The 19,006-nt window shown below is 41.0% G+C and carries 21 protein-coding genes; 15 read left to right on the plus strand and 6 right to left on the minus strand.

Annotated features, from left to right (window positions below):
- The first annotated feature begins 124 nt into the window (after window positions 1–124).
- Window positions 125–1,942, plus strand: coding sequence for an oligoendopeptidase F (gene pepF, locus LQ188_RS15975; protein WP_101224107.1), 1,818 nt, complete (start codon window positions 125–127; stop codon window positions 1,940–1,942).
- A 928-nt stretch (window positions 1,943–2,870) separates the two neighbouring features.
- Here pepF and LQ188_RS15980 read toward each other — a convergent pair.
- The 4 genes from LQ188_RS15980 to LQ188_RS15995 all read right to left on the minus strand — a co-directional run bounded on the left by LQ188_RS15980 (window position 2,871) and on the right by LQ188_RS15995 (window position 5,663).
- The gene (locus tag LQ188_RS15980) at window positions 2,871–3,737 is read right to left on the minus strand and encodes a ClpXP adapter SpxH family protein (RefSeq protein ID WP_230177445.1); all 867 of its coding nucleotides are present in this window, start codon (window positions 3,735–3,737) and stop codon (window positions 2,871–2,873) included.
- 23 nt (window positions 3,738–3,760) lie between these two features.
- The gene (locus LQ188_RS15985) at window positions 3,761–4,165 is read right to left on the minus strand and encodes a globin (RefSeq protein ID WP_048686552.1); all 405 of its coding nucleotides are present in this window, start codon (window positions 4,163–4,165) and stop codon (window positions 3,761–3,763) included.
- A gap of 232 nt (window positions 4,166–4,397) precedes the next feature.
- On the minus strand, window positions 4,398–5,054 hold the full coding sequence (locus tag LQ188_RS15990) for a lytic transglycosylase domain-containing protein (RefSeq protein ID WP_230177395.1): 657 nt from the start codon (window positions 5,052–5,054) through the stop codon (window positions 4,398–4,400).
- Window positions 5,055–5,084: 30 nt separating this feature from the next.
- Window positions 5,085–5,663, minus strand: coding sequence for a CYTH domain-containing protein (locus LQ188_RS15995; RefSeq protein ID WP_101224105.1), 579 nt, complete (start codon window positions 5,661–5,663; stop codon window positions 5,085–5,087).
- A gap of 318 nt (window positions 5,664–5,981) precedes the next feature.
- Between LQ188_RS15995 and LQ188_RS16000 the strand changes: the two genes are divergently transcribed.
- Genes LQ188_RS16000 through LQ188_RS16010 form a run of 3 tightly spaced genes read left to right on the plus strand, consistent with a single transcriptional unit; the run spans window position 5,982 to window position 8,357 of the window.
- Entirely contained in the window at window positions 5,982–6,602 is a 621-nt protein-coding gene (locus tag LQ188_RS16000) for a GTP pyrophosphokinase family protein (RefSeq protein WP_034314484.1), read from the plus strand.
- Between the two features lie 49 nt (window positions 6,603–6,651).
- On the plus strand, window positions 6,652–7,446 hold the full coding sequence (locus LQ188_RS16005; RefSeq protein WP_053534153.1) for an NAD kinase: 795 nt from the start codon (window positions 6,652–6,654) through the stop codon (window positions 7,444–7,446).
- Window positions 7,447–7,463: 17 nt separating this feature from the next.
- Window positions 7,464–8,357, plus strand: coding sequence for an RluA family pseudouridine synthase (locus LQ188_RS16010; RefSeq protein WP_230177396.1), 894 nt, complete (start codon window positions 7,464–7,466; stop codon window positions 8,355–8,357).
- Window positions 8,358–8,452: 95 nt separating this feature from the next.
- Here the strand turns inward: LQ188_RS16010 and prpE are convergent, their stop codons facing one another.
- On the minus strand, window positions 8,453–9,196 hold the full coding sequence (prpE, locus tag LQ188_RS16015; protein ID WP_230177397.1) for a bis(5'-nucleosyl)-tetraphosphatase PrpE: 744 nt from the start codon (window positions 9,194–9,196) through the stop codon (window positions 8,453–8,455).
- Between the two features lie 122 nt (window positions 9,197–9,318).
- Here prpE and mgtE point away from each other — a divergent pair, with 122 nt between their 5' ends.
- The 11 genes from mgtE (at window position 9,319) to LQ188_RS16070 (ending at window position 16,473) form a co-directional block, all read left to right on the plus strand.
- The gene (mgtE, locus tag LQ188_RS16020; RefSeq protein ID WP_230177446.1) at window positions 9,319–10,689 is read left to right on the plus strand and encodes a magnesium transporter; all 1,371 of its coding nucleotides are present in this window, start codon (window positions 9,319–9,321) and stop codon (window positions 10,687–10,689) included.
- 134 nt (window positions 10,690–10,823) lie between these two features.
- The gene (gene fabI, locus LQ188_RS16025; RefSeq protein ID WP_101224102.1) at window positions 10,824–11,597 is read left to right on the plus strand and encodes an enoyl-ACP reductase FabI; all 774 of its coding nucleotides are present in this window, start codon (window positions 10,824–10,826) and stop codon (window positions 11,595–11,597) included.
- A 306-nt stretch (window positions 11,598–11,903) separates the two neighbouring features.
- Window positions 11,904–12,218, plus strand: a complete 315-nt coding sequence (locus LQ188_RS16030; protein WP_101224101.1) for a hypothetical protein — start codon at window positions 11,904–11,906, stop codon at window positions 12,216–12,218.
- An 11-nt stretch (window positions 12,219–12,229) separates the two neighbouring features.
- Complete coding sequence (locus LQ188_RS16035) at window positions 12,230–12,802, plus strand: hypothetical protein (protein ID WP_101224100.1); 573 nt, start codon at window positions 12,230–12,232, stop codon at window positions 12,800–12,802.
- 14 nt (window positions 12,803–12,816) lie between these two features.
- Window positions 12,817–13,182, plus strand: coding sequence for a DUF1360 domain-containing protein (locus LQ188_RS16040; protein ID WP_101224099.1), 366 nt, complete (start codon window positions 12,817–12,819; stop codon window positions 13,180–13,182).
- Window positions 13,183–13,533: 351 nt separating this feature from the next.
- The gene (locus tag LQ188_RS16045) at window positions 13,534–13,971 is read left to right on the plus strand and encodes a YhcN/YlaJ family sporulation lipoprotein (RefSeq protein WP_363320595.1); all 438 of its coding nucleotides are present in this window, start codon (window positions 13,534–13,536) and stop codon (window positions 13,969–13,971) included.
- A 17-nt stretch (window positions 13,972–13,988) separates the two neighbouring features.
- Window positions 13,989–14,459 (plus strand): stage V sporulation protein AC, encoded by a 471-nt coding sequence (gene spoVAC, locus LQ188_RS16050; RefSeq protein WP_230177400.1) that lies wholly within the window; start codon window positions 13,989–13,991, stop codon window positions 14,457–14,459.
- Window positions 14,460–14,462: 3 nt separating this feature from the next.
- Window positions 14,463–15,488, plus strand: coding sequence for a stage V sporulation protein AD (gene spoVAD, locus LQ188_RS16055; protein WP_230177402.1), 1,026 nt, complete (start codon window positions 14,463–14,465; stop codon window positions 15,486–15,488).
- 16 nt (window positions 15,489–15,504) lie between these two features.
- The gene (gene spoVAE / locus LQ188_RS16060; RefSeq protein WP_063577046.1) at window positions 15,505–15,861 is read left to right on the plus strand and encodes a stage V sporulation protein AE; all 357 of its coding nucleotides are present in this window, start codon (window positions 15,505–15,507) and stop codon (window positions 15,859–15,861) included.
- A gap of 102 nt (window positions 15,862–15,963) precedes the next feature.
- Window positions 15,964–16,104, plus strand: coding sequence for a YjcZ family sporulation protein (locus LQ188_RS16065; RefSeq protein WP_101224097.1), 141 nt, complete (start codon window positions 15,964–15,966; stop codon window positions 16,102–16,104).
- Between the two features lie 114 nt (window positions 16,105–16,218).
- On the plus strand, window positions 16,219–16,473 hold the full coding sequence (locus LQ188_RS16070) for a stage VI sporulation protein F (protein WP_034314458.1): 255 nt from the start codon (window positions 16,219–16,221) through the stop codon (window positions 16,471–16,473).
- A 197-nt stretch (window positions 16,474–16,670) separates the two neighbouring features.
- Here the strand turns inward: LQ188_RS16070 and LQ188_RS16075 are convergent, their stop codons facing one another.
- Entirely contained in the window at window positions 16,671–18,944 is a 2,274-nt protein-coding gene (locus tag LQ188_RS16075) for an ATP-dependent helicase (RefSeq protein WP_101224096.1), read from the minus strand.
- Window positions 18,945–19,006: the final 62 nt, after the last annotated feature.

Raw genomic sequence — 19,006 nt, forward strand, 5'->3', positions numbered from 1 at the left:
AGTAATAAGAACTGGGAATTAAAAGCTTTAAAAAGAATGAACGCCGAATGAAGCATTGCGGCGTCTATCCGGTTTACGAGTAAGCCCAATGGCAAGTTTCTATAGAATGAGGAGGAATTTTTTTATGGCACAGGAAACAAAAACGAATACATTACCCTCAAGAAGTGAAATAGCTCCTGAAGATACTTGGAGACTGGAAGATATCTTCGCAACCGAGGAAGATTGGGAAGCTGCCTTCAAAGCGGTAAAGGAAGACCTCAAGAAGGCGGAGGCACATAAAGGCACGTTGGGTGAAAGCGCAGAGAAATTATTCGCGGCGCTTCAACTCCAAGATGAAGTATTCGAGAAGCTAGGGAAAGTTTATTCTTATTCACATATGCGCAATGATCAAGATACAACCAATCCTTTTTATCAAGGGATGGAGGATCGGGCAAAAGCTTTATATGCCCAGGCAGCGGCTGCGTTTTCATTTATGGTTCCTGAACTATTGAGTATTGACGAAAGCAAAGTGGAAGGGTTTTTGGAAGAAAAAGAAGAATTGAAATTGTACAAGCATTCTTTAGAGGAAATCAATCTTCAGAGACCACATATCTTATCTGCAGAGCAGGAAGAATTATTGGCGCAGGCATCAGAAGTACTCGATGCATCGGGCAATACTTTCGGTATGCTTAACAATGCCGATTTGAAATTCCCGACCATCAAGGATGAAAAGGGAGATGAAGTGGAAATAACTCACGGAAGATATATCAGTTTTCTTGAGAGTGAAGATCGCCGTGTACGTGAGGAGGCATTTAAGGGGGTATACAGCAAGTATGGGGAGTTCCGCAATACATTTGCTTCAACCCTGTCTGGTGAGGTGAAAAACCATAACTTCAATGCCACTGTTCGAAAATATGATTCAGCACGCCAAGCGGCATTAAGTAATAACAACATTCCGGAGACTGTATACGATAATCTCGTTAAAACGGTCAATGACAATTTGCCTTTACTTCACCGTTATCTTGACTTACGTAAAAAAGTACTGCAATTAGATGAACTTCATATGTATGATCTATTCACTCCTCTTGTTAAAGAAGTGAAGATGGAAGTGACTTATGACGAGGCCAAGGATTATGTCCTTAAAGGACTTGCTCCGCTTGGGGAGGATTATTTGAATGTTTTGAAAGAGGGGTTTGAAAACCGGTGGGTCGATGTGCATGAAAACAAAGGGAAACGAAGCGGTGCCTATTCTTCTGGTACATACGGGACGAATCCTTATATTTTAATGAACTGGCAAAATAACGTCAATAACTTATTCACGCTCGTTCATGAGTTTGGACATTCGGTCCATAGCTACTATACACGTAAATATCAGCCATATCCATACGGAAATTATTCAATATTTGTAGCGGAAGTTGCATCGACTTGTAATGAAAACCTGTTGAATGATTATTTACTGAATTCAATCGAAGATGAAAAGAAACGCATTTATTTATTGAATCATTACCTGGAAGGTTTCCGTGGCACATTGTTCCGGCAAACGATGTTTGCAGAGTTTGAACATACCATACATTTAAAGGCTCAAAATGGGGAAGCGTTGACAGCGGATATGCTTACTAAGGAATATTATGAGCTGAACAAGAAATACTTTGGCGAGAACGTGACCATCGATGAGGAAATCGGTTTGGAATGGGCGCGTATTCCACACTTCTACTATAATTACTATGTTTATCAATATGCGACTGGAATCAGTGCAGCAACAGCATTGAGCAAGCAAATTCTTGAAGAAGGAGAGCCTGCTGTCAAAAGGTATCTGGAGTTCTTGAAGTCAGGAAGTTCCGATTATCCTATTGAAGTACTCAAAAAGGCTGGTGTCGATATGACAAAAGCCGAGCCTGTACAAGAAGCCATGAATGTATTCGAAGAAAAATTAAATGAGTTGGAAGAGCTTTTGAATAAATAGGATGTGAAAAGGGACCCGAGCACTGCCGGGTCCTTTTCATCATATATGATGTCCGTCATAATCCTTTAAAACGATTTCTCTGATTTAAGCTATGAAGAATTATAAAGAAAACAAAAAATAAAATAGGGGAGGTAAAATACAGAGGAATGAGGTTCATGATACCGAGTAGCTGGACAAATAGCGACCCTATCAAGAGTATGAGAAGAATAAAGACTTTCAATTTGGTCACCTCCAACCTGGTAGCAGAAAAAGCTCATCTGCTCTTTATTAGATAGTATGTTTTAGAATAAGCAGTATTCTAAGAATATGACAATAATGTGAAGTTGCGCACAAAGTTCTTGCAATTAAGGTATGTAATCTGCTATAGTACAGATATAGAAGTTATCACATCCCAAACATATACCCCTTTGTTTGTTCGTCGTGAAATTTCTCCCATCCCCTTATTCGTATAAATAGATGAAAACCCCAGCAAATTTAGCGGTTTGCCGGGGTTTTTCATTTGCATGAAAAGTAAAAAGAATTAAATGATCGGCTTTAACGGAAGTTAAAAAAGGCTTAGGCAATACAAAAAAGATAATGTGATTCGTTTCACAAATAGATTTATTCCATTTTAAATCAGATATTAAGAGGATATCTAAAACTCTTATAGCTTTAAATAAAAAGGGTTTATATTTAGCTATATATCGGAATGGATAATAAAAAATGACCAAAATATATATTGTGAACAATTTGTGAAAAGTTACACATATAGTTGAAACGCAAATGGGTTATCTGTTATATTATTTATTGTGAAGTGAATCACAAACAAACTTATACCCCTTTGTTTGATCGTGAAAAATTTCTCCCATCCCCTTATTTTCTTATAAAAAGCCATGCAATCTTTTGATTGCATGGTTTTTCCTTTAAAATAACAAAGAAGCAGTCAAATTCATGACTGCTTCTTTGTATATCTCCAAAACGTTCCGTATTTAGCAGGTATCTTCTCTGCAACCTGTTTTAAAACAAGCTTTTTCATTTCCAACTCGACATTATTCTTATTCATATTATAAACGGTTTCAATTTCCTTCGTGGCCACTAGTTTGAAACAGCTTAGAAACTCTTCGAGAGAGGGGGGGGTTGCAGGGGCTGGAAGACCATTCAGCATATCTTCTAAAATTTGAACATATACCTCGTAAGAATAGACACCTGAAACCTTTATTCCCTCTTCTTCAATATTTTGATTGAAAAAGACAAGGGAAGGTATTTCAGTCACTTCCATTTCGCTCGTGATTTTCATGTCACATTGAAAGCCTTTGGCTGCACTGGAGGAATTGATGTCATAAAGGAATTCTTCCACATCCAGTCCAACCATCTTGGCACATTCGGTCAAGACTTCGATATTGGATATATCCTTTTTTCCTATGAATACATATTCTTGAAGCTGCCTTAAAAAGCGAATGGCCAATTTACGGCCCTGCAATTCCGCTGCTTTTATTGCGATGGAAGCTGTATATGGAGAAGAGATTGGGTTTTCAGACCAAAGGCTTCCGTCGCAGGACATTCCCGAGCGGCTGGCTGTCTTTTCCCAAACTTGAGCAATGTTTTCATAATTTTTATTTTTCCCCATATTAAGAGAATCGATTTTACCGCTTAAAACATGGCGTAAACTGAACAATTGGCCATATTCTATCTGTAATTTCCTAATAATTGGTTCTAAGCCCCAGCATTCGGGACAAAGCGGATCAACAAAAACATAAATTTCAATTGGCTTTTTTCCTATATCATAGCAATGCTGCGTCTTGATCCAATCGGAAATATTGAAAACTGGTTTTTGTGCGCTCAACTGCCTTCTCCTTTCCCGTCAGTTCCGGATGTATTGATCATATGCTGCGCCGTCAAATAGAGGCGGTGATAGAAAAACTCCCTAATCTCACCCTCAAGGCCAACTTCGTCCATAGCTTGATACATGCATGAGAGCCATGCTTTCGCACGTTCTGGTGTAATTTCGAAAGGTATATGTCGAGCCCGCAACATAGGATGGCCATGCTCTTCTGTATATAAAGAGGGACCGCCTAAATATTGAGTCATAAATTGTTTTTGTTTACGGACCGTTTCTGTTAAATCGTCAGGGAATATTGGCTGCAGATCCGGGTGTTGACTAACGTTGGAGTAAAACACATCAATTAATTTGTGTAATTGCCCTTCTCCAATTAATTCATATGGTGTAGGGTTCCCTTGCATCATGTTGATTACTCCTTTTAAAGAAAGATGGTTGATATTTATTCATATTTTATCAATGACGTCATGATATAACAAATATATAGCTTAAAGAAAATTTTACATCTGTAGTATGACACATGCGAATGATCCGGAAATGACAGGTTTTGGGGAGCTTTACGATTTGTTAACAATTCGTGGAAAAAGAATATAGACATGAAAAAACTGACCCTTCACAAATAAACAGGGTCAGCTTGCTTTAGCTTGAAAATGTGCCATAAACTTTCTGAACATAGTTCTGAGTTTCTTTAAAGGGAGGGATGCCGTTATATTTATCTACATTTCCAGGCCCTGCATTATAAGCAGCAAGGGCAATCTGGATGTCCCCGTCATAACGTGCCATCATTTCACTTAAATATTTACTCCCGCCCATGATGTTTTGTTGCGGATCGGTTGCATCATCCACCCCAAGGCTTTTTGCAGTTGCTGGCATTAACTGCATAAGGCCAGTTGCACCCGCATAACTGGTGGCTTCAGGGTTAAAGTTTGATTCTTGTTTAATGACGGACTTAATCAGTTTTTCCGGGAGATTATATAAGCTGGCCGCCTGGCTGATGATATGATCATAGTTTGGTGCTGTTTCACTGCTCTCATTGTCAGCAGGGGCAATGGATACCGGGTTGATGTTCATGGGTGTCATGCCGCCGGGTTGAAGGAAGGACTTCGTTTCCGCTTCCACGCGTGATAAAAGGGAACCCAATGTCTGTGAAGCGCCTTCAAGAGCATCAACCGAAACCAGTTCCGAGAGCATGTCCTGGAAAATGGATCGAGATGAATTTGCATTTGTGTTGTTGCCATTTGTGAATTGCTGGATTGCCTGCAATTCCATGAACGTTTTGAAATCTTGGATCTTCAACTCTCCACCTCCGAATGGGTTCAAACAGGATTATTTTTGGAATTTGGCGCGATAAAACCTCTTCACTTTATTTTCGGTTTCCCTTACTGGAATTTGAAGGGTTTCAAGGAGGGTCAGGAAATTTTTTTTCCCGGCGTTTGCATCCGTCACTTCATATTCAAGCTCAAAGTCTTCCTGATTCAAATACGAACTATGATCTAAAACAAGTAAGCCCTCTTTGTAAGGAAATTCAAAACGGTCCGTCTTTAATGTCCCAAAGCAGGTAAAGTCTTTTGGATCAATTCCGCATTCAAGGATAAGAAGTTGGATCTCGCCATCAGGGAATGTGTTATGATTCAGAAACGCATATGCGGTTTCTTCAGAGATATCTTGATTAGTTTCCAATAATCCTTCTGTAGCGGGCTGTTTTAAAGTCAGCTCGTAACGCCCGTTTTTCTCGCGGATCCTAAGGGCAGAGTCTTGATTTTTTAAAGTGAATCCGAGTGTATCGAAGTAATGATTTTTCTGTGTTTTAAAGTTCGATGCCCCGACATGAAAGTGTTCGATCAGTTGATGAAATTCTTTTTCGCTTAAGAGGTTTTTAAATTCAATTTCAATATGCTGGTTCATGTGTTCCATCCTTTCTGGCTGATTCTTAGGTTAATCATATAAGAACCATTCGAGCTGTCAAATTGAATGCAATAATTTTTTGCTATTGTACTTGAATATTTAGGAATCAATTGCAGGATATGATAAAATATAAACGTTGAGCATGAGAAATTGGTATATCGTATATATAGGAATTTAATACATACTTTTTGCTAGAAAGATTTAATAGGATCCAGTGGTGAATTGGCATAAGGTCATGTGACTGCTGGATTTAGGAGAGCGTTCTGCCCATACCAGAGTTGAACAGGCGCTTTTTAGATAGATATAGGTGGTGTGGCAATGGAGAGTTGGGACGATTTCTTGGCGCCTTATACTCAGGCTGTCGAAGAATTAAAGGTTAAGCTTAAAGGATTAAGGAAACAGTTTGAGAGAGAGAATATTCACTCACCGATCGAATTTGTAACAGGCAGGGTAAAGCCGATTGTCAGCATTTTGGATAAGGCGAGCCTGAAGGATATTCCCATTGATAAATTGGGAACGGAAATACAGGATATTGCAGGGCTTCGGATGATGTGCCAGTTCGTGGATGATATCGAACAGGTAGTTGAACTATTACGAGGCCGCAATGACTTCGAGATAGTCGAGGAGAGAAATTATATTTCCCATAAAAAAGCAAGCGGCTACCGTTCTTATCATGTTGTAATCCGCTATCCGGTCCAGACGATCCATGGCGAAAAAAATATCCTTGCCGAAATTCAAATCAGGACCCTTGCGATGAATTTTTGGGCGACGATCGAACATTCTTTAAATTATAAATATAAAGGCATTTTCCCGGAAGATATACAACTGCGACTCAAACGTGCAGCTGAAGCTGCCTTCCTGCTTGATGCTGAGATGTCGCAAATCCGTACGGAAATCCAGGAAGCACAGCGTCTTTTTTCCCGGAAGAAAGATTCTTGAAAGCATAAATGGGTAAACGAGAAGAAATCTAAATTGAAGGTGGGATTACATGAAATTTGCGATTACGTCAAAAGGAGATGCGAAATCGAATACTTTAATGCAAAGGATGCGAACGTATCTTCAGGACTTTCATTTGGAATATGACGAAGATCAGCCGGATATTGTCATTTCTGTCGGTGGTGATGGCACTTTATTATATGCTTTTCACCGTTATAAGAATCGATTGGATAAAACCGCCTTTGTTGGTGTACATACAGGACATCTTGGTTTTTATGCAGATTGGACCCCTGATGAAATTGAAAAATTGGTGATTGCTTTAGCAAAAACACCATTTCAAATTGTGGAATATCCACTGCTCGAAACGATTGTCCGTTATCAGCATGGTGGACGGGAAGCCAGATTTTTGGCTTTGAATGAATCGACAGTCAAAAGTGTTGAAGGGACGCTCGTCATGGACGTTGAAATTCGCGGCCAGCATTTCGAGACGTTCCGTGGAGATGGTTTATGCATTGCGACGCCATCTGGAAGCACGGCGTATAATAAGGCGCTTGGAGGGGCCATCGTCCATCCATCAATCGATGCCATCCAGATTACCGAATTGGCATCCATTAATAACCGGGTGTTTAGGACGGTAGGATCCCCACTTCTGCTGCCGGCACATCATACTTGTATGTTCAGGCCGGTCAATGCGGTCAATTTTCAAATTACCGTCGACCATTTGTCCTTGCTTCAGGAAAATGTAAAGTCAATACAGTGCCGAGTGGCAGATGAGAAGATCCGATTTGCCAGATTCCGCCCTTTTCCTTTCTGGAAAAGAGTGCATGATTCATTTATTGCTAATTAAGGAGATAGACTCACCTCATGTCAAATCAAAACTTTTCTTTGACCTGGTCGGTTTTTGAAGAGGATTCTGGCTCTTTATTGCGAGAGTTTCTCAACAAATGCGATATTTCAAAACGAGCATTAACGGATATTAAGTTTAAAGGTGGATATATCCAGTTGAACGGCGAAGAAGTAACCGTAAGGGAACGGATAGAGACAGGCGACATCATCACCGTCATATTTCCGCCGGAGCAGGCAAGCGAAGGCCTTTTGCCGGAACCCATCCCCCTGAATATCAGGTATGAAGATGAGTTTGTATTGGTTGTGGCAAAGCCCCCTTCCATGAATACCATTCCTTCCCGCGAGCATCCCCACGGCAGTTTGGCGAATGGCTTGGCGGGCTATTATAGGAAGACGGGAATACAGGCAACGATCCATATAGTTACACGTCTTGATCGGGACACATCCGGTCTGGTTTTAATTGCCAAGCACCGGCATATCCATCACCTTTTGAGTGAACAGCAAAAATCAGGACAGGTTAAACGAAGATATCAAGCCATAGCTGAAGGAATCGTTGAAGGTCCTGTAGGAGAGATAGTGGCGCCAATCGGACGAAAATCGACCAGCATCATTGAACGGGAAGTCAGGGAGGATGGCCGGTATGCCAGTACCCTATTTAAGGTATTGGCACACACAGAATCCCATACATTCCTTAATTTGGAACTCCAAACAGGGCGTACACATCAAATCAGGGTCCATATGGCGCATATAGGTCACCCGCTGGCTGGTGATGATTTATATGGTGGTAACAGGAAAGGAATCCCTCGCCAAGCCCTTCATTGTTTTGAATTGAAATTTTTACATCCTTTCTCCAAGAAGATGATGTTGTTTCAAGAAGGGTTACCAGAAGATATGGCCCGTCTGCTCGAGTGAAGTTGAGCCTTTTAACCGGTGCATTGTAACGAATTCAAACTTATGAAAAAATCCATAGACGCAAAAAAACTCACCAAGATGGCGAGTTTTTTTGGTTAATCAAAAGATGTCCTGAATTTTTCCGCAATATATGGCATGGTTGAAGGCACCTCTTGAAGCTCCATTTCGGGATAACGGACAGCGGTCAGTTTTCCACCAAAGACGCAGCCTGTATCAATATTGTATGTATGATTGACTCGTCTAGCTTCAGGAACTGGTGTATGTCCATATACGATCCATGTTTCCCCTTTATATGTTTGGGCCCAATCCTTCCTGACGGGAGACCCATCGGGATGTTTGGAGCCATTGATATCACCATAGAGGACAAAGGTTTTTACTTTACTGCTATATTGACCAATATAGTCACTGCGAATTCCTGCATGGGCAATGATCAATCTCCCTTCATCAATCAGGTGGTAAAGTGGGGATCGTTCATACAGATCCATGAATTTTTTTCGGATCTTCTTCTGCTCCCGGATGTTCAGTGATTCATATTCAGCTACAGTAGTCTCTAAACCGTGTGATATTTGAACTTTATTTCCTGAAAAGTAACGATATAATTTATTGCAGTGGTTACCTGGGGCATACCTTGCTATATTTTGGTTAATGACTAATTCATGGACAATCTCGATTACTTGAAGGGAATTTGGGCCGCGATCGGTTAAATCCCCTACAAAGCCGAGAATCCTTCCAGAGGGATGTATAGGAAACCCAGTCTCCCACGTATAGCCCATTTTTTCGGTCAGCTGCCTGAATTCAGCGAAACATCCATGAATGTCCCCGATGATATCGATGTTCATTTGACACATCCTTTGTTTGTTTTGTCTATGGTTATGGTATTAGTATAGTATTATTTAAAAAAATAAAATATAAACGAGGAAATGAAAAAATATGTTTTAGGAGGTGTATGGTTATGGAGGAGATGAAGGACCGGGAGCGGGAGAGCAGTCAAATGAATAACGAGCTTTTGCTTGAAGCACTTAAAACGGAAAATTTGGATCAGTTTCGTACGGAGTTCCTTGAAATGCATCCATATGATCAGGCTCAATTTTATACAAGCTTGTCAGATGAAATCAGATCCGTCGTTTACACATATTTGTCACCGGAAGAAATGGCGGACCTTTTTGAAAATATAGAAATAGATGAAGAGGATTACGAAAGCCTGCTGGCTGAAATGAATCCCTCTTATGCAGCCGATATGCTTTCCAATATGTATGCGGATGATGCGGCTGACGTCCTGAATGAAATCAACGATGAGCAGGCCGTCAGCTATTTGACCATCATGGATGATGAAGCGGCAAGTGAAATCCAGGAGCTTCTGAACTATGAGGAATCTACGGCAGGAAGCATCATGACGACAGAGTTCATTGCCATTGAAGCAAACGAAACGGCTCGATCAGCCATGCAGATCTTAAAAAGGGAAGCTCCGGAAGCGGAAACGATATATTATGTGTTCGTTACCGATCAGGATAAGAAGCTGCTTGGTGTATTATCGCTCAGGACATTGATCATAGCTGATGAAGATGCTTTAATCGGTGATTTAATGGATGACAGGGTAGTTTCCGTACCTGTATCTGAAGACCAGGAAGAGGTGGCACGAAAAATAAGGGACTATAACTTCCTTGCCGTGCCTGTCGTCGATTTCCAAAATCATTTGTTAGGGATTATAACCGTTGATGATATCATTGATGTCATGGATGAAGAGGCATCTGATGATTATTCCAAATTGGCGGGTGTATCAAATTTGGACAATGTTGATAAGAGTCCCTTTTCTGCTGCCAAGAAACGGCTGCCTTGGTTGATCATCCTTTTGTTTTTAGGTTTATTGACCGCCAGCCTGATTGGCCGTTTTGAGGAGACACTTAGCCAAAAAGCGATTCTTGCTGTATTTATTCCATTGATAGGCGGAATGGCTGGCAACACAGGAACTCAAGCATTGGCTGTTGCAGTACGGGGAATTGCAACAGGGGACTTGGAGCAGGATAGCAAGTGGAAGCTAGTTTTGCGAGAGGCTGGGACAGGCCTCATCACCGGCCTGACATGTGGAATAGCCATCAGTTTAATCGTATATATTTGGCAGGGGGATTTAATGCTCGGTTTATTGGTCGGCATATCTATTTTCATTACATTGATAGTCGCCACACTCGCGGGATCGCTTGTACCGCTCCTCATGCATAAAATGAAGATCGACCCGGCAGTAGCTTCCGGACCATTCATCACAACCATCAATGACATTATCAGTATCCTGATTTACTTCGGATTAGCTACATTATTCATGGGTTATTTACTATAAGCTAAAGAAGGCTTTTTTTGAAGTGTTATTCCCTAGTGGCTTCAGAAAACGGTGTTTTTATCAAAGGAAATTTGATATACTGTCATTAGTAGCAGGTACTAATAACTTGTATTAAAAATAGGAGGTCACATACGATGACTTTTTCATTAGAAGGAAAAACGTTTGTCTTAATGGGTGTTGCGAATAAAAGAAGTATTGCATGGGGAGTTGCCCGTTCCTTACATAAAGCAGGTGCAAAGCTGATCTTCACTTACGGAAAAGACCGTACGGAAAAAAGCGTTAGGGAACTATCTTCTACATTGGAAGGGGAGCCCTCCATCATTTTACAATGTGATGTAACGAAGGATGAAAGCATTGAAAAATGTTTTGCGGCGATTAAGGAAGAAACAGGTATCATTCATGGCGTGGTACACAGTGTCGCATTCGCTAACAAGGAAGAGTTGGACGGGGAGTTCGTCAACACGAGCCGTGAAGGGTTTTTGCTTGCCCATAATATCAGTTCATTTTCTTTAACCGCTGTAGCTAAAGCGGCGAAGGAAATCATGTCGGAAGGTGGCAGCATTGTCACAATGACGTATCTTGGCGGTGAACGGGTCATGCCTAATTATAATGTAATGGGAGTGGCCAAGGCCTCACTTGAAGCCAATGTCCGTTACCTGTCAAGTGATCTTGGCAAAGATAACATTCGAGTGAATGCAATTTCAGCTGGACCTATCCGTACCTTATCCGCTAAAGGTGTTCGTGACTTCAATACAATTTTAAAGAAGATTGAGGAAGAAGCACCGCTTCGTCGTACAACGACTCCTGAAGAAGTAGGGGATACGGCAGTATTTTTATTAAGTGACATGTCCCGCGGGATTACCGGGGAAAATATCCATGTGGATTCGGGTTATCATATAATTGGATGACAATATAGGAGGGGGGCCGATATCGGTCCCCTTTTTTTGTTGATTCTCCACTCTGCAGGTATTTTTAGTGACTGCATCCTCAATTGAAATCTTTCCGATTTTTTCATCTTCGAATGTTTTAGTTTTCTCAGCTAATCCCCAACATCCTTAAGCTTGGTTAGTGTCCTTTTTTTGGGGAGTGTCACATCTCCAGCATAAAGAAGGGTGAATTTCATATAAATGATACATAGAGCGGATATTCATTGTTTGCGTGAATCAGCATAAACCTGCTTTCAACCCAATTCGTGAAAAAGAAGGAGGGGCATCATGGACGTGAAGAAAGTTGGTCTGCCTCGTGCTGATGGAAAACAAACCATACAAAATACGCTGAAGAGACATATCAATTTACATGAAAAAAATATCAGCACTTCATATACCCCCGAGGAATTGGTGGAGCTATTGTCCCGACTTCCAGCCTTTGCACCTAAGCCTGTTTGTAAGTTCATCATCAATGACCGTACACTATTCGGGAAATTGGAACAAAAAAAAGAATCCAGTTTGTTCATAAGGCATAAATTCGGGAAAAAAGTTGTCCAATACCAAATGGAACAGCTGCAGTCCGTGGATATTCTGAAATATTAAGGAGGGTTTTCATGTCAGGGAAAAATGACGATAAAGAATCGAAACCACTTATATATGTCGATCAAGCAAAAATATCAGATCTGCGTGGGAATATGCAAAGTGATTTTCGAACGAAAAAAGCTAAACCTCAAGACAGCGTTGAGCCGGAACTTCAGGAAGAAGACGAGAATAAAGAAGAAAAAATCGAACAGGTCAAACGCGAATTTGGTGTTTATGATGCCATGAAGGAAATTGAAAAGGAGATTACGGGTTTAAGGAAAATCACCGAACAATATGTCCCTGAGCAAAAGCCGGTTGAAGAAATGAAACATCCTGAACAAATAATACAGGAAAATGAAAAGCCAGTTAAGAGAAAAAGGAAAAAGGTGGAGAAGAAAGATTCTTCCCGGGACATCATTTCCCGCCTATCCAATCATCAAGGTTTTCCAAAGCCACTATGTGAGGCTGTTATTAACGGAGAAACGCTTCAATTTCATGTGTTGGGAATGAAGGGGGAATCAGTGAAGATTAAAAGAGGGAACCAAATCCGTTTCGTCGGTCTGCCTGATATTATCGATGCCAAAATAATTGAAAAATCCAAGTGAAGGAGCAATATTAAATGTTTCCCCCACAAAGTGAATTTACTTTATTTATCATATTAGGCTTGGCTTCCTTCAGGCTGACACGTTTGATCGTCTTCGATAAAATTATGGAGCCGTTGCGCCGCCCCTTTTTTAAAGAGATAGAGGAAAAAAATGAAGCAGGAGAAGTGGAAATATTTTTAATTCCCAAGGAAAAGGGCCTGCTTGGCTTGTTTGGCCAATTGCTAAGCTGTTTTTGGTGCGTGGGTGTCTGGGTCAGCCTTTTTCTGGTTTTTATTTATATCCAACATTGGTTTATAGGTGACGTACTGATATTAATCCTTGCCGTAGCAGCAGTAGGAGCGATTATTGAAGTCATAATCAGCAAAATTATGGACATTTGATTGGAAACAACTTGTCTCTTCGTTCATATAGTATGGTATAGATGTTAAAGGAGGAGTCATAAATTGAATCAGAATCAAAATCCATGGGCTTATGCCAAACCGATCAAAAAAGATCAACCGGTCAAAATCAAGAAAGACTGTGGCTGTAATAATAACAATAAAAATAAAGGATATTGAGTAAAAAAAAACCTTTCCATTCGGAAAGGTTTTTTTATTTCCTAATCCTACCATTCATAAAAAAACAGTTAAATAAGAAAATAAAAAGAGAACGATAAATTAGGATGTGATTCTATGTTCAGACAAGGAAGGTATTTTAAGGCCAGCTTTCTGGTTTTTATAGTTGTTTTGTGTGTGCTTACTGCATGCAGCAATAAGAATGATGGAAAAACGGAGAATTTAGCAATGATAAAACGTACGAATCCTGAACCGATGGATATCATTAATGGGATGGATGAGAAGGATGAAAAAGGACTGATCTCAAAGGTCAAGGAAACAGTTGCTAATGAAGACACCATCTATGACGTGATCGTCGTGAAAAACGACAAAAAGATTATCGTCGCTTATAAAGTTAAGCACTTACAACGTTTTCATATGAAGAAAATTGAAAAGACTGTGACTAAACATCTGGAAGAGAAGTTTCCCAAAAATGATTTTATCGTATCTAGCGATTATAAAATCTTTTTGGAATCGGTAAGATTGAACGAGTTACTTAAGGAAAAAGATGTACCCGAGAAAAAGGCAAGGAAGAAGTTCAAGGAAATTGAAGAACTTCAAAAAGAATTAATTTAGAAGAGAGGTTCAGCACTATGAGCGGCAAGGAGAAAACGACCCCACAGCAGGATGCGTATCAGGAACTCCAAGGGAAGCATGAAATTAAAAGACCGATAGTGAAGAATTGTTTGAAGGCCTTTTTAGTAGGTGGCATTTTCTGCATAGTGGGACAAGCCATTTCCTACTTCTATATTTATTTTTTCAACTTTACGGAACAGACAGCCGGAGGCCCGACCACTGCTACCATGGTGTTCCTGGCTCTTTTGATGACCGGTTTCGGATTTTACGATCGCATTGGCCAGTTTGCTGGGGCAGGAAGTGCCGTCCCTGTCACTGGGTTCGGTAACGCAGTAATTTCGGCGGCCATCGAACATCGGACGGAAGGTTTTGTACTTGGAGTTGGATCCAATATGTTTAAATTGGCCGGATCGGTCATTTTATTTGGAGTATTTTCAGCCTTTGTCGTGGCGTTGATAAAAACGATTTACCTAATGATTGGGGGCTAAGCGGTGTTAAAGGGAAAACAAACATGGATCTTCACAAATAAACCGGTCATCTTGGAAACGGGGGTAACAGGCGGGCCATTTGAAGCTAATGGAGAAATCGCTGGTGATTTCGATATTCTATACGACGATTTGTGGATGGAGCAGGATTCATATGAAAAAGCTCATCGGCATTTGATGGAAAAAGCGGTTGAGCTTGCATTGGAAAAAGGTAAGATCGACAAGGAGCAGGTGCAATTTTTCTTGGCGGGTGATTTAATCAATCAGATTACACCTACAAGCTTTGCAGCCAGAACCAATGGAATTCCATATTTCGGCTTGTTTGGAGCCTGTTCCACATCGATGGAAGGGCTTGCTCTAGCTGCGTTCATCACTAATTATGGCGGGGCTGATTATGTGTTGACAGGCGCCTCGAGCCACAATGCAGCTGTTGAAAAACAATTTCGCTATCCAACTGAATATGGCGGGCAAAAACCACCTACAGCTCAATGGACGATAACGGGAGCGGGAGTGGCGCTTGTTGCTCCTGATGGAAGCAAGCAGGGGGAATTTCCTCATATTGTCTCCGCCACTATCGGTAAGGTCATTGATATGGGATTGAAAGATCCCTTCAATATGGGGGGAGCGATGGCCCCGGCGGCAGTCGATACGATACTTGCCCATTTCAAAGATACTGGTTTGACCCCGGATGATTATGATTTCATCATAACGGGTGATTTAGGTCAAATAGGGAATGAGACAGCTCTTGACTTATTAAAGCAAAAGGGCTGTGACATCAATCAGGAAAAATTCAAGGATTGCGGATTGATGATTTTCAAAAAGGACCAGCCTGTTTTGGCTGGCGGGAGCGGTGCGGGATGTTCGGCAGTGGTATTATACGGTCATATACTGAATGAAATGATTTCCGGCAAATATAAAAAAATCCTGCTGGTCGCAACAGGAGCATTATTGTCACCACTTTCCGTCCAGCAAAAAGATACGATTCCGTGCATTGCCCATGCTGTAGCCATTGAATATGGGATGAATTCATGAAAAAGGAGAGATTTCGATGTTAGCAATGTTTTTTTGGGCGTTTGTCATCGGTGGCTTGATCTGTGTAGTCGGCCAGCTACTTTTCGATGTTGCTAAGCTGACACCGGCGCATACGTTAAGCTTATTCGTTGTAATAGGAGCTGTTCTAGGCGGATTTGATTTATATGAGCCGCTTGTTGACTTTGCCGGTGCCGGAGCAACCATACCGATCGTTTCGTTCGGGAACTCGCTGGTGAACGGGGCGATGATGGAATCGGAAAAACATGGTCTCGTCGGCGTACTGACAGGCATGTTTGAAATTACAAGTTCCGGTATCTCTGCAGCAATCGTCTTTGGCTTCATCGGAGCTTTGGTTTTCAGGCCAAAAGGATGAAAAAAGCGGAAATAGGCAGCCTGGACTAGGACATGGCCTATACATATTTGTCCAGACCTACATATGTTATCAGTAAGCTTTAGCGAGAGCGAGGTGATATGTATGTTTGGTTATGGTGGCTACGGTTGTTGTGGCGGCAGCGGTTATGGATACGGCGGAGGATACGGTGGCGGCGGTTCCACTTTCGCGATAATCGTTGTATTGTTTATCCTATTGATCATTGTAGGGGCTTCTTTCTGCTAAGGAAAATGGAATAGGCAGAAGAAGCCTATTCCATTTTTTTTTTATTTGTATGGGCCTAGCACCATTTTTCTGATAATGCCATAGGATAGGTACAGAAAAGGGAGGGGCTTAGGTATGGATAATAACTTTTTTAAAAACATAGAAGGTAAAACCGGCGTAAATATGAAAGATGTATTAGAATTGGCAAACTCGCTCCAAGGAGCCAATTTCAAAGATGAAACGACTGTTAGAAATGTCATTAAGCGCGTTTCAAAAATCGCGAATAAACCGGTCAATAAAGAAACGGAAGATAAAATCGTTCATTCCATCGTAGCTGAAGGGAATAAACTCGATTTCGGGACGATATCCAATATGATAAATAAAAAGTGAAAAAAGGCCTGCTATCATGCAGGCCTTCAGACTGCAGACAAACTCGAGGAAAGCGGGTTTGTCTGCAGTTTTTTTATTTAAAAAAAGTTGAAGCTTGATTTCATTCCATAAATTTTTAAGTGATTCGGGATGAGGCCATTCCGAACCCTATTTTGTTTTATCCATCCAATTCCATATATGGTTAGCATCAGCTTTGGTCAAAGCTTCAAGAAACGTGATGGATGGGCGGTCCGTCCGCGTCTAGTTTGCAGGATGGAAAGGTAAAGATCCTTTTTGGCCCTGGTTGCCGCTACATAGAGCAATCGTCTTTCCTCTTCAAGAGGGGTTAGTTCCCCTTTTCGGTAAGATTCAAGTGCGAAATCATGAGGGATGCTGCCATCAACAGCAGCAAGGACATAAACGGTTGGGTATTCAAGCCCTTTGGAACGGTGTATGGTGGTAAGCTGTATGGCATCCTTAAAATGTTTCGATAGCTGTTTGATCTCTTGGATCATCGCAGTCATATGATCTACATGTTCTAGGAAAGCGGCGACGGTGGGAAAACGATTTGCCGCAACCTTTAAGTCACGGATGTCATCGGACCCTTTTTCCAGGTTCGCATCATTTCCGCGTTTTTTTACATATTCCTGGTATCCTAAATCTTTTTCGATGATTTCTAAAGCTACGAGAGGCGACATTATTTTTAAAGAGCGGATCTGTCCTGGAATCGTTTTTAATCTTCGTTCCTGAAAAGCATGTCCTGTCTTAACAAAAGCAAATGCATCAATAAAATCACAATCCTGCAATATTGTCATTGCTTTTAATTCCTGTAATATACTTTGCTTTAAGAATAAGGAGGAAAGGACATCAGCTGCTGCCTTGCTGTCATGCGGGAACAAACTCAAACGCATAAAGGCAAGCATGCCGCGAATGACCTTGCGCTGATAAAACGAATCCGCATCCTTTTCAATGACGAATGGCAGGTTGGAAGCGGCCAGCCGTTCAAAAATGGCCCTGGACATCGTGTGTGTCCTGTACAATACCGCAAAATCCCCAGGGTTTGCTCCCTTGGATATTTTCTCTTGGATATCGGATACGATCATCGTTGCTTCCAATTCCTCATCATAAGGATAAAATAAAACAGGGGGATTTCCTGAATCATGCTGTGCCCTCATCTTTTTCTCCATCCGGTTCTGGTTGCGCTTGATCAATCGGTTCGCTGTAGCGACAATTTCATGGGAAGATCGGTAATTCTCCGTCAGCTTCACAACTTGGGAACGAGGGAAATCATGATTGAAATTCAAAATATACTTCGGATCGCTTCCCCGGAATGAATAGATCGATTGATCATCATCGCCAACTGCACATACATTTTTTGATTCAGCAGAGAGGAGTTTTATCAATTCATATTGAACTTTATTGATATCCTGAAACTCATCTACCAAAAAATAATTAAACCTTTGCTGATATTTCTTTAAAAAATCGGGGTGGTTTTTTAAAAATACATAACAGCCTACAAGCATATCATCAAAATCATACTTCCCTGTTTGCTGTTTATATTCTTCATATTTCTTATATAAAAATAAACACGATTTCTCCCAATCGTCCTTAGGTTGGATATCCTCTGGAAAAGCCAATGAGTTTTTCCAAAGCCCAATTTGTTGAAGGGCTTGATCATATGCAAATTCCTTTTCATCAAGTTCCAATTCCCTGCCAGCCTGTTTCAATACCTTTTCTTTTTCCCACTCCCACTTCAATAGGAAATCACGCTGCCATTTGGCTGGTTCATGGAAAATGAGGATTTTATAAAAGATGCTATGAAAGGTCCCGCTCACGATTTGAGAAACAAGGGAAGGAGTCATATATGGATAACCGAGCAGACGCTGCTGCATTTCCTTTGCTGATTTCGCCGTAAATGTTACAAGCATGATACTTTTAGGATCAATCTTTTTCACTGTAAGCATGTAGGCTGTACGTACCGTCAATACGCGGGTTTTCCCGCTGCCTGCTCCGGATAGGACAAGAATTGGTCCATCGATTGTCGTTACCGCCTTGAGTTGCTCTGCATCGAGAACAACCCCTGATGAGGATAATTCTTGAAAGTATGGTTCCTCTGATTGTGCCAGACAGGATGGTTTATCTGAATATTTCGGGTTGCCGGTTATGGGCCGGCTTTTAAGGAAAGGTTCTGTAATGGTTTTTGTTTCCGTAATGGTTCGTGATGTAGGAATCCTAAATCCATTCTGTTCCATATATTCTAATGGCTTTTCCTCATTTATTGTTTCTGAAATTGGCAAGTCACAGGGTACCTGCGATGGATCACTATGATAAAAATAAGGCGTTTCATGGATTCCAATAAATAATTTCACTGGTTTATGACAAATGATACAAGAAAGCTGATCACGTTTTCCTTTTTCAAAAAGTGTCTGCAGCTCACCAGCTGAAACGGTATGTAAATGTACGATTTCAGTGCCAGATTTTGCTTGATTCATATAAATGGATACCTCTAATCTATTAAAAATATCGGCAATACTCATCATACCAGAAGATTAGG

The organism is Peribacillus sp. Bi134 (assembly GCF_918698065.1).
GTDB lineage: Bacteria > Bacillota > Bacilli > Bacillales > DSM-1321 > Peribacillus.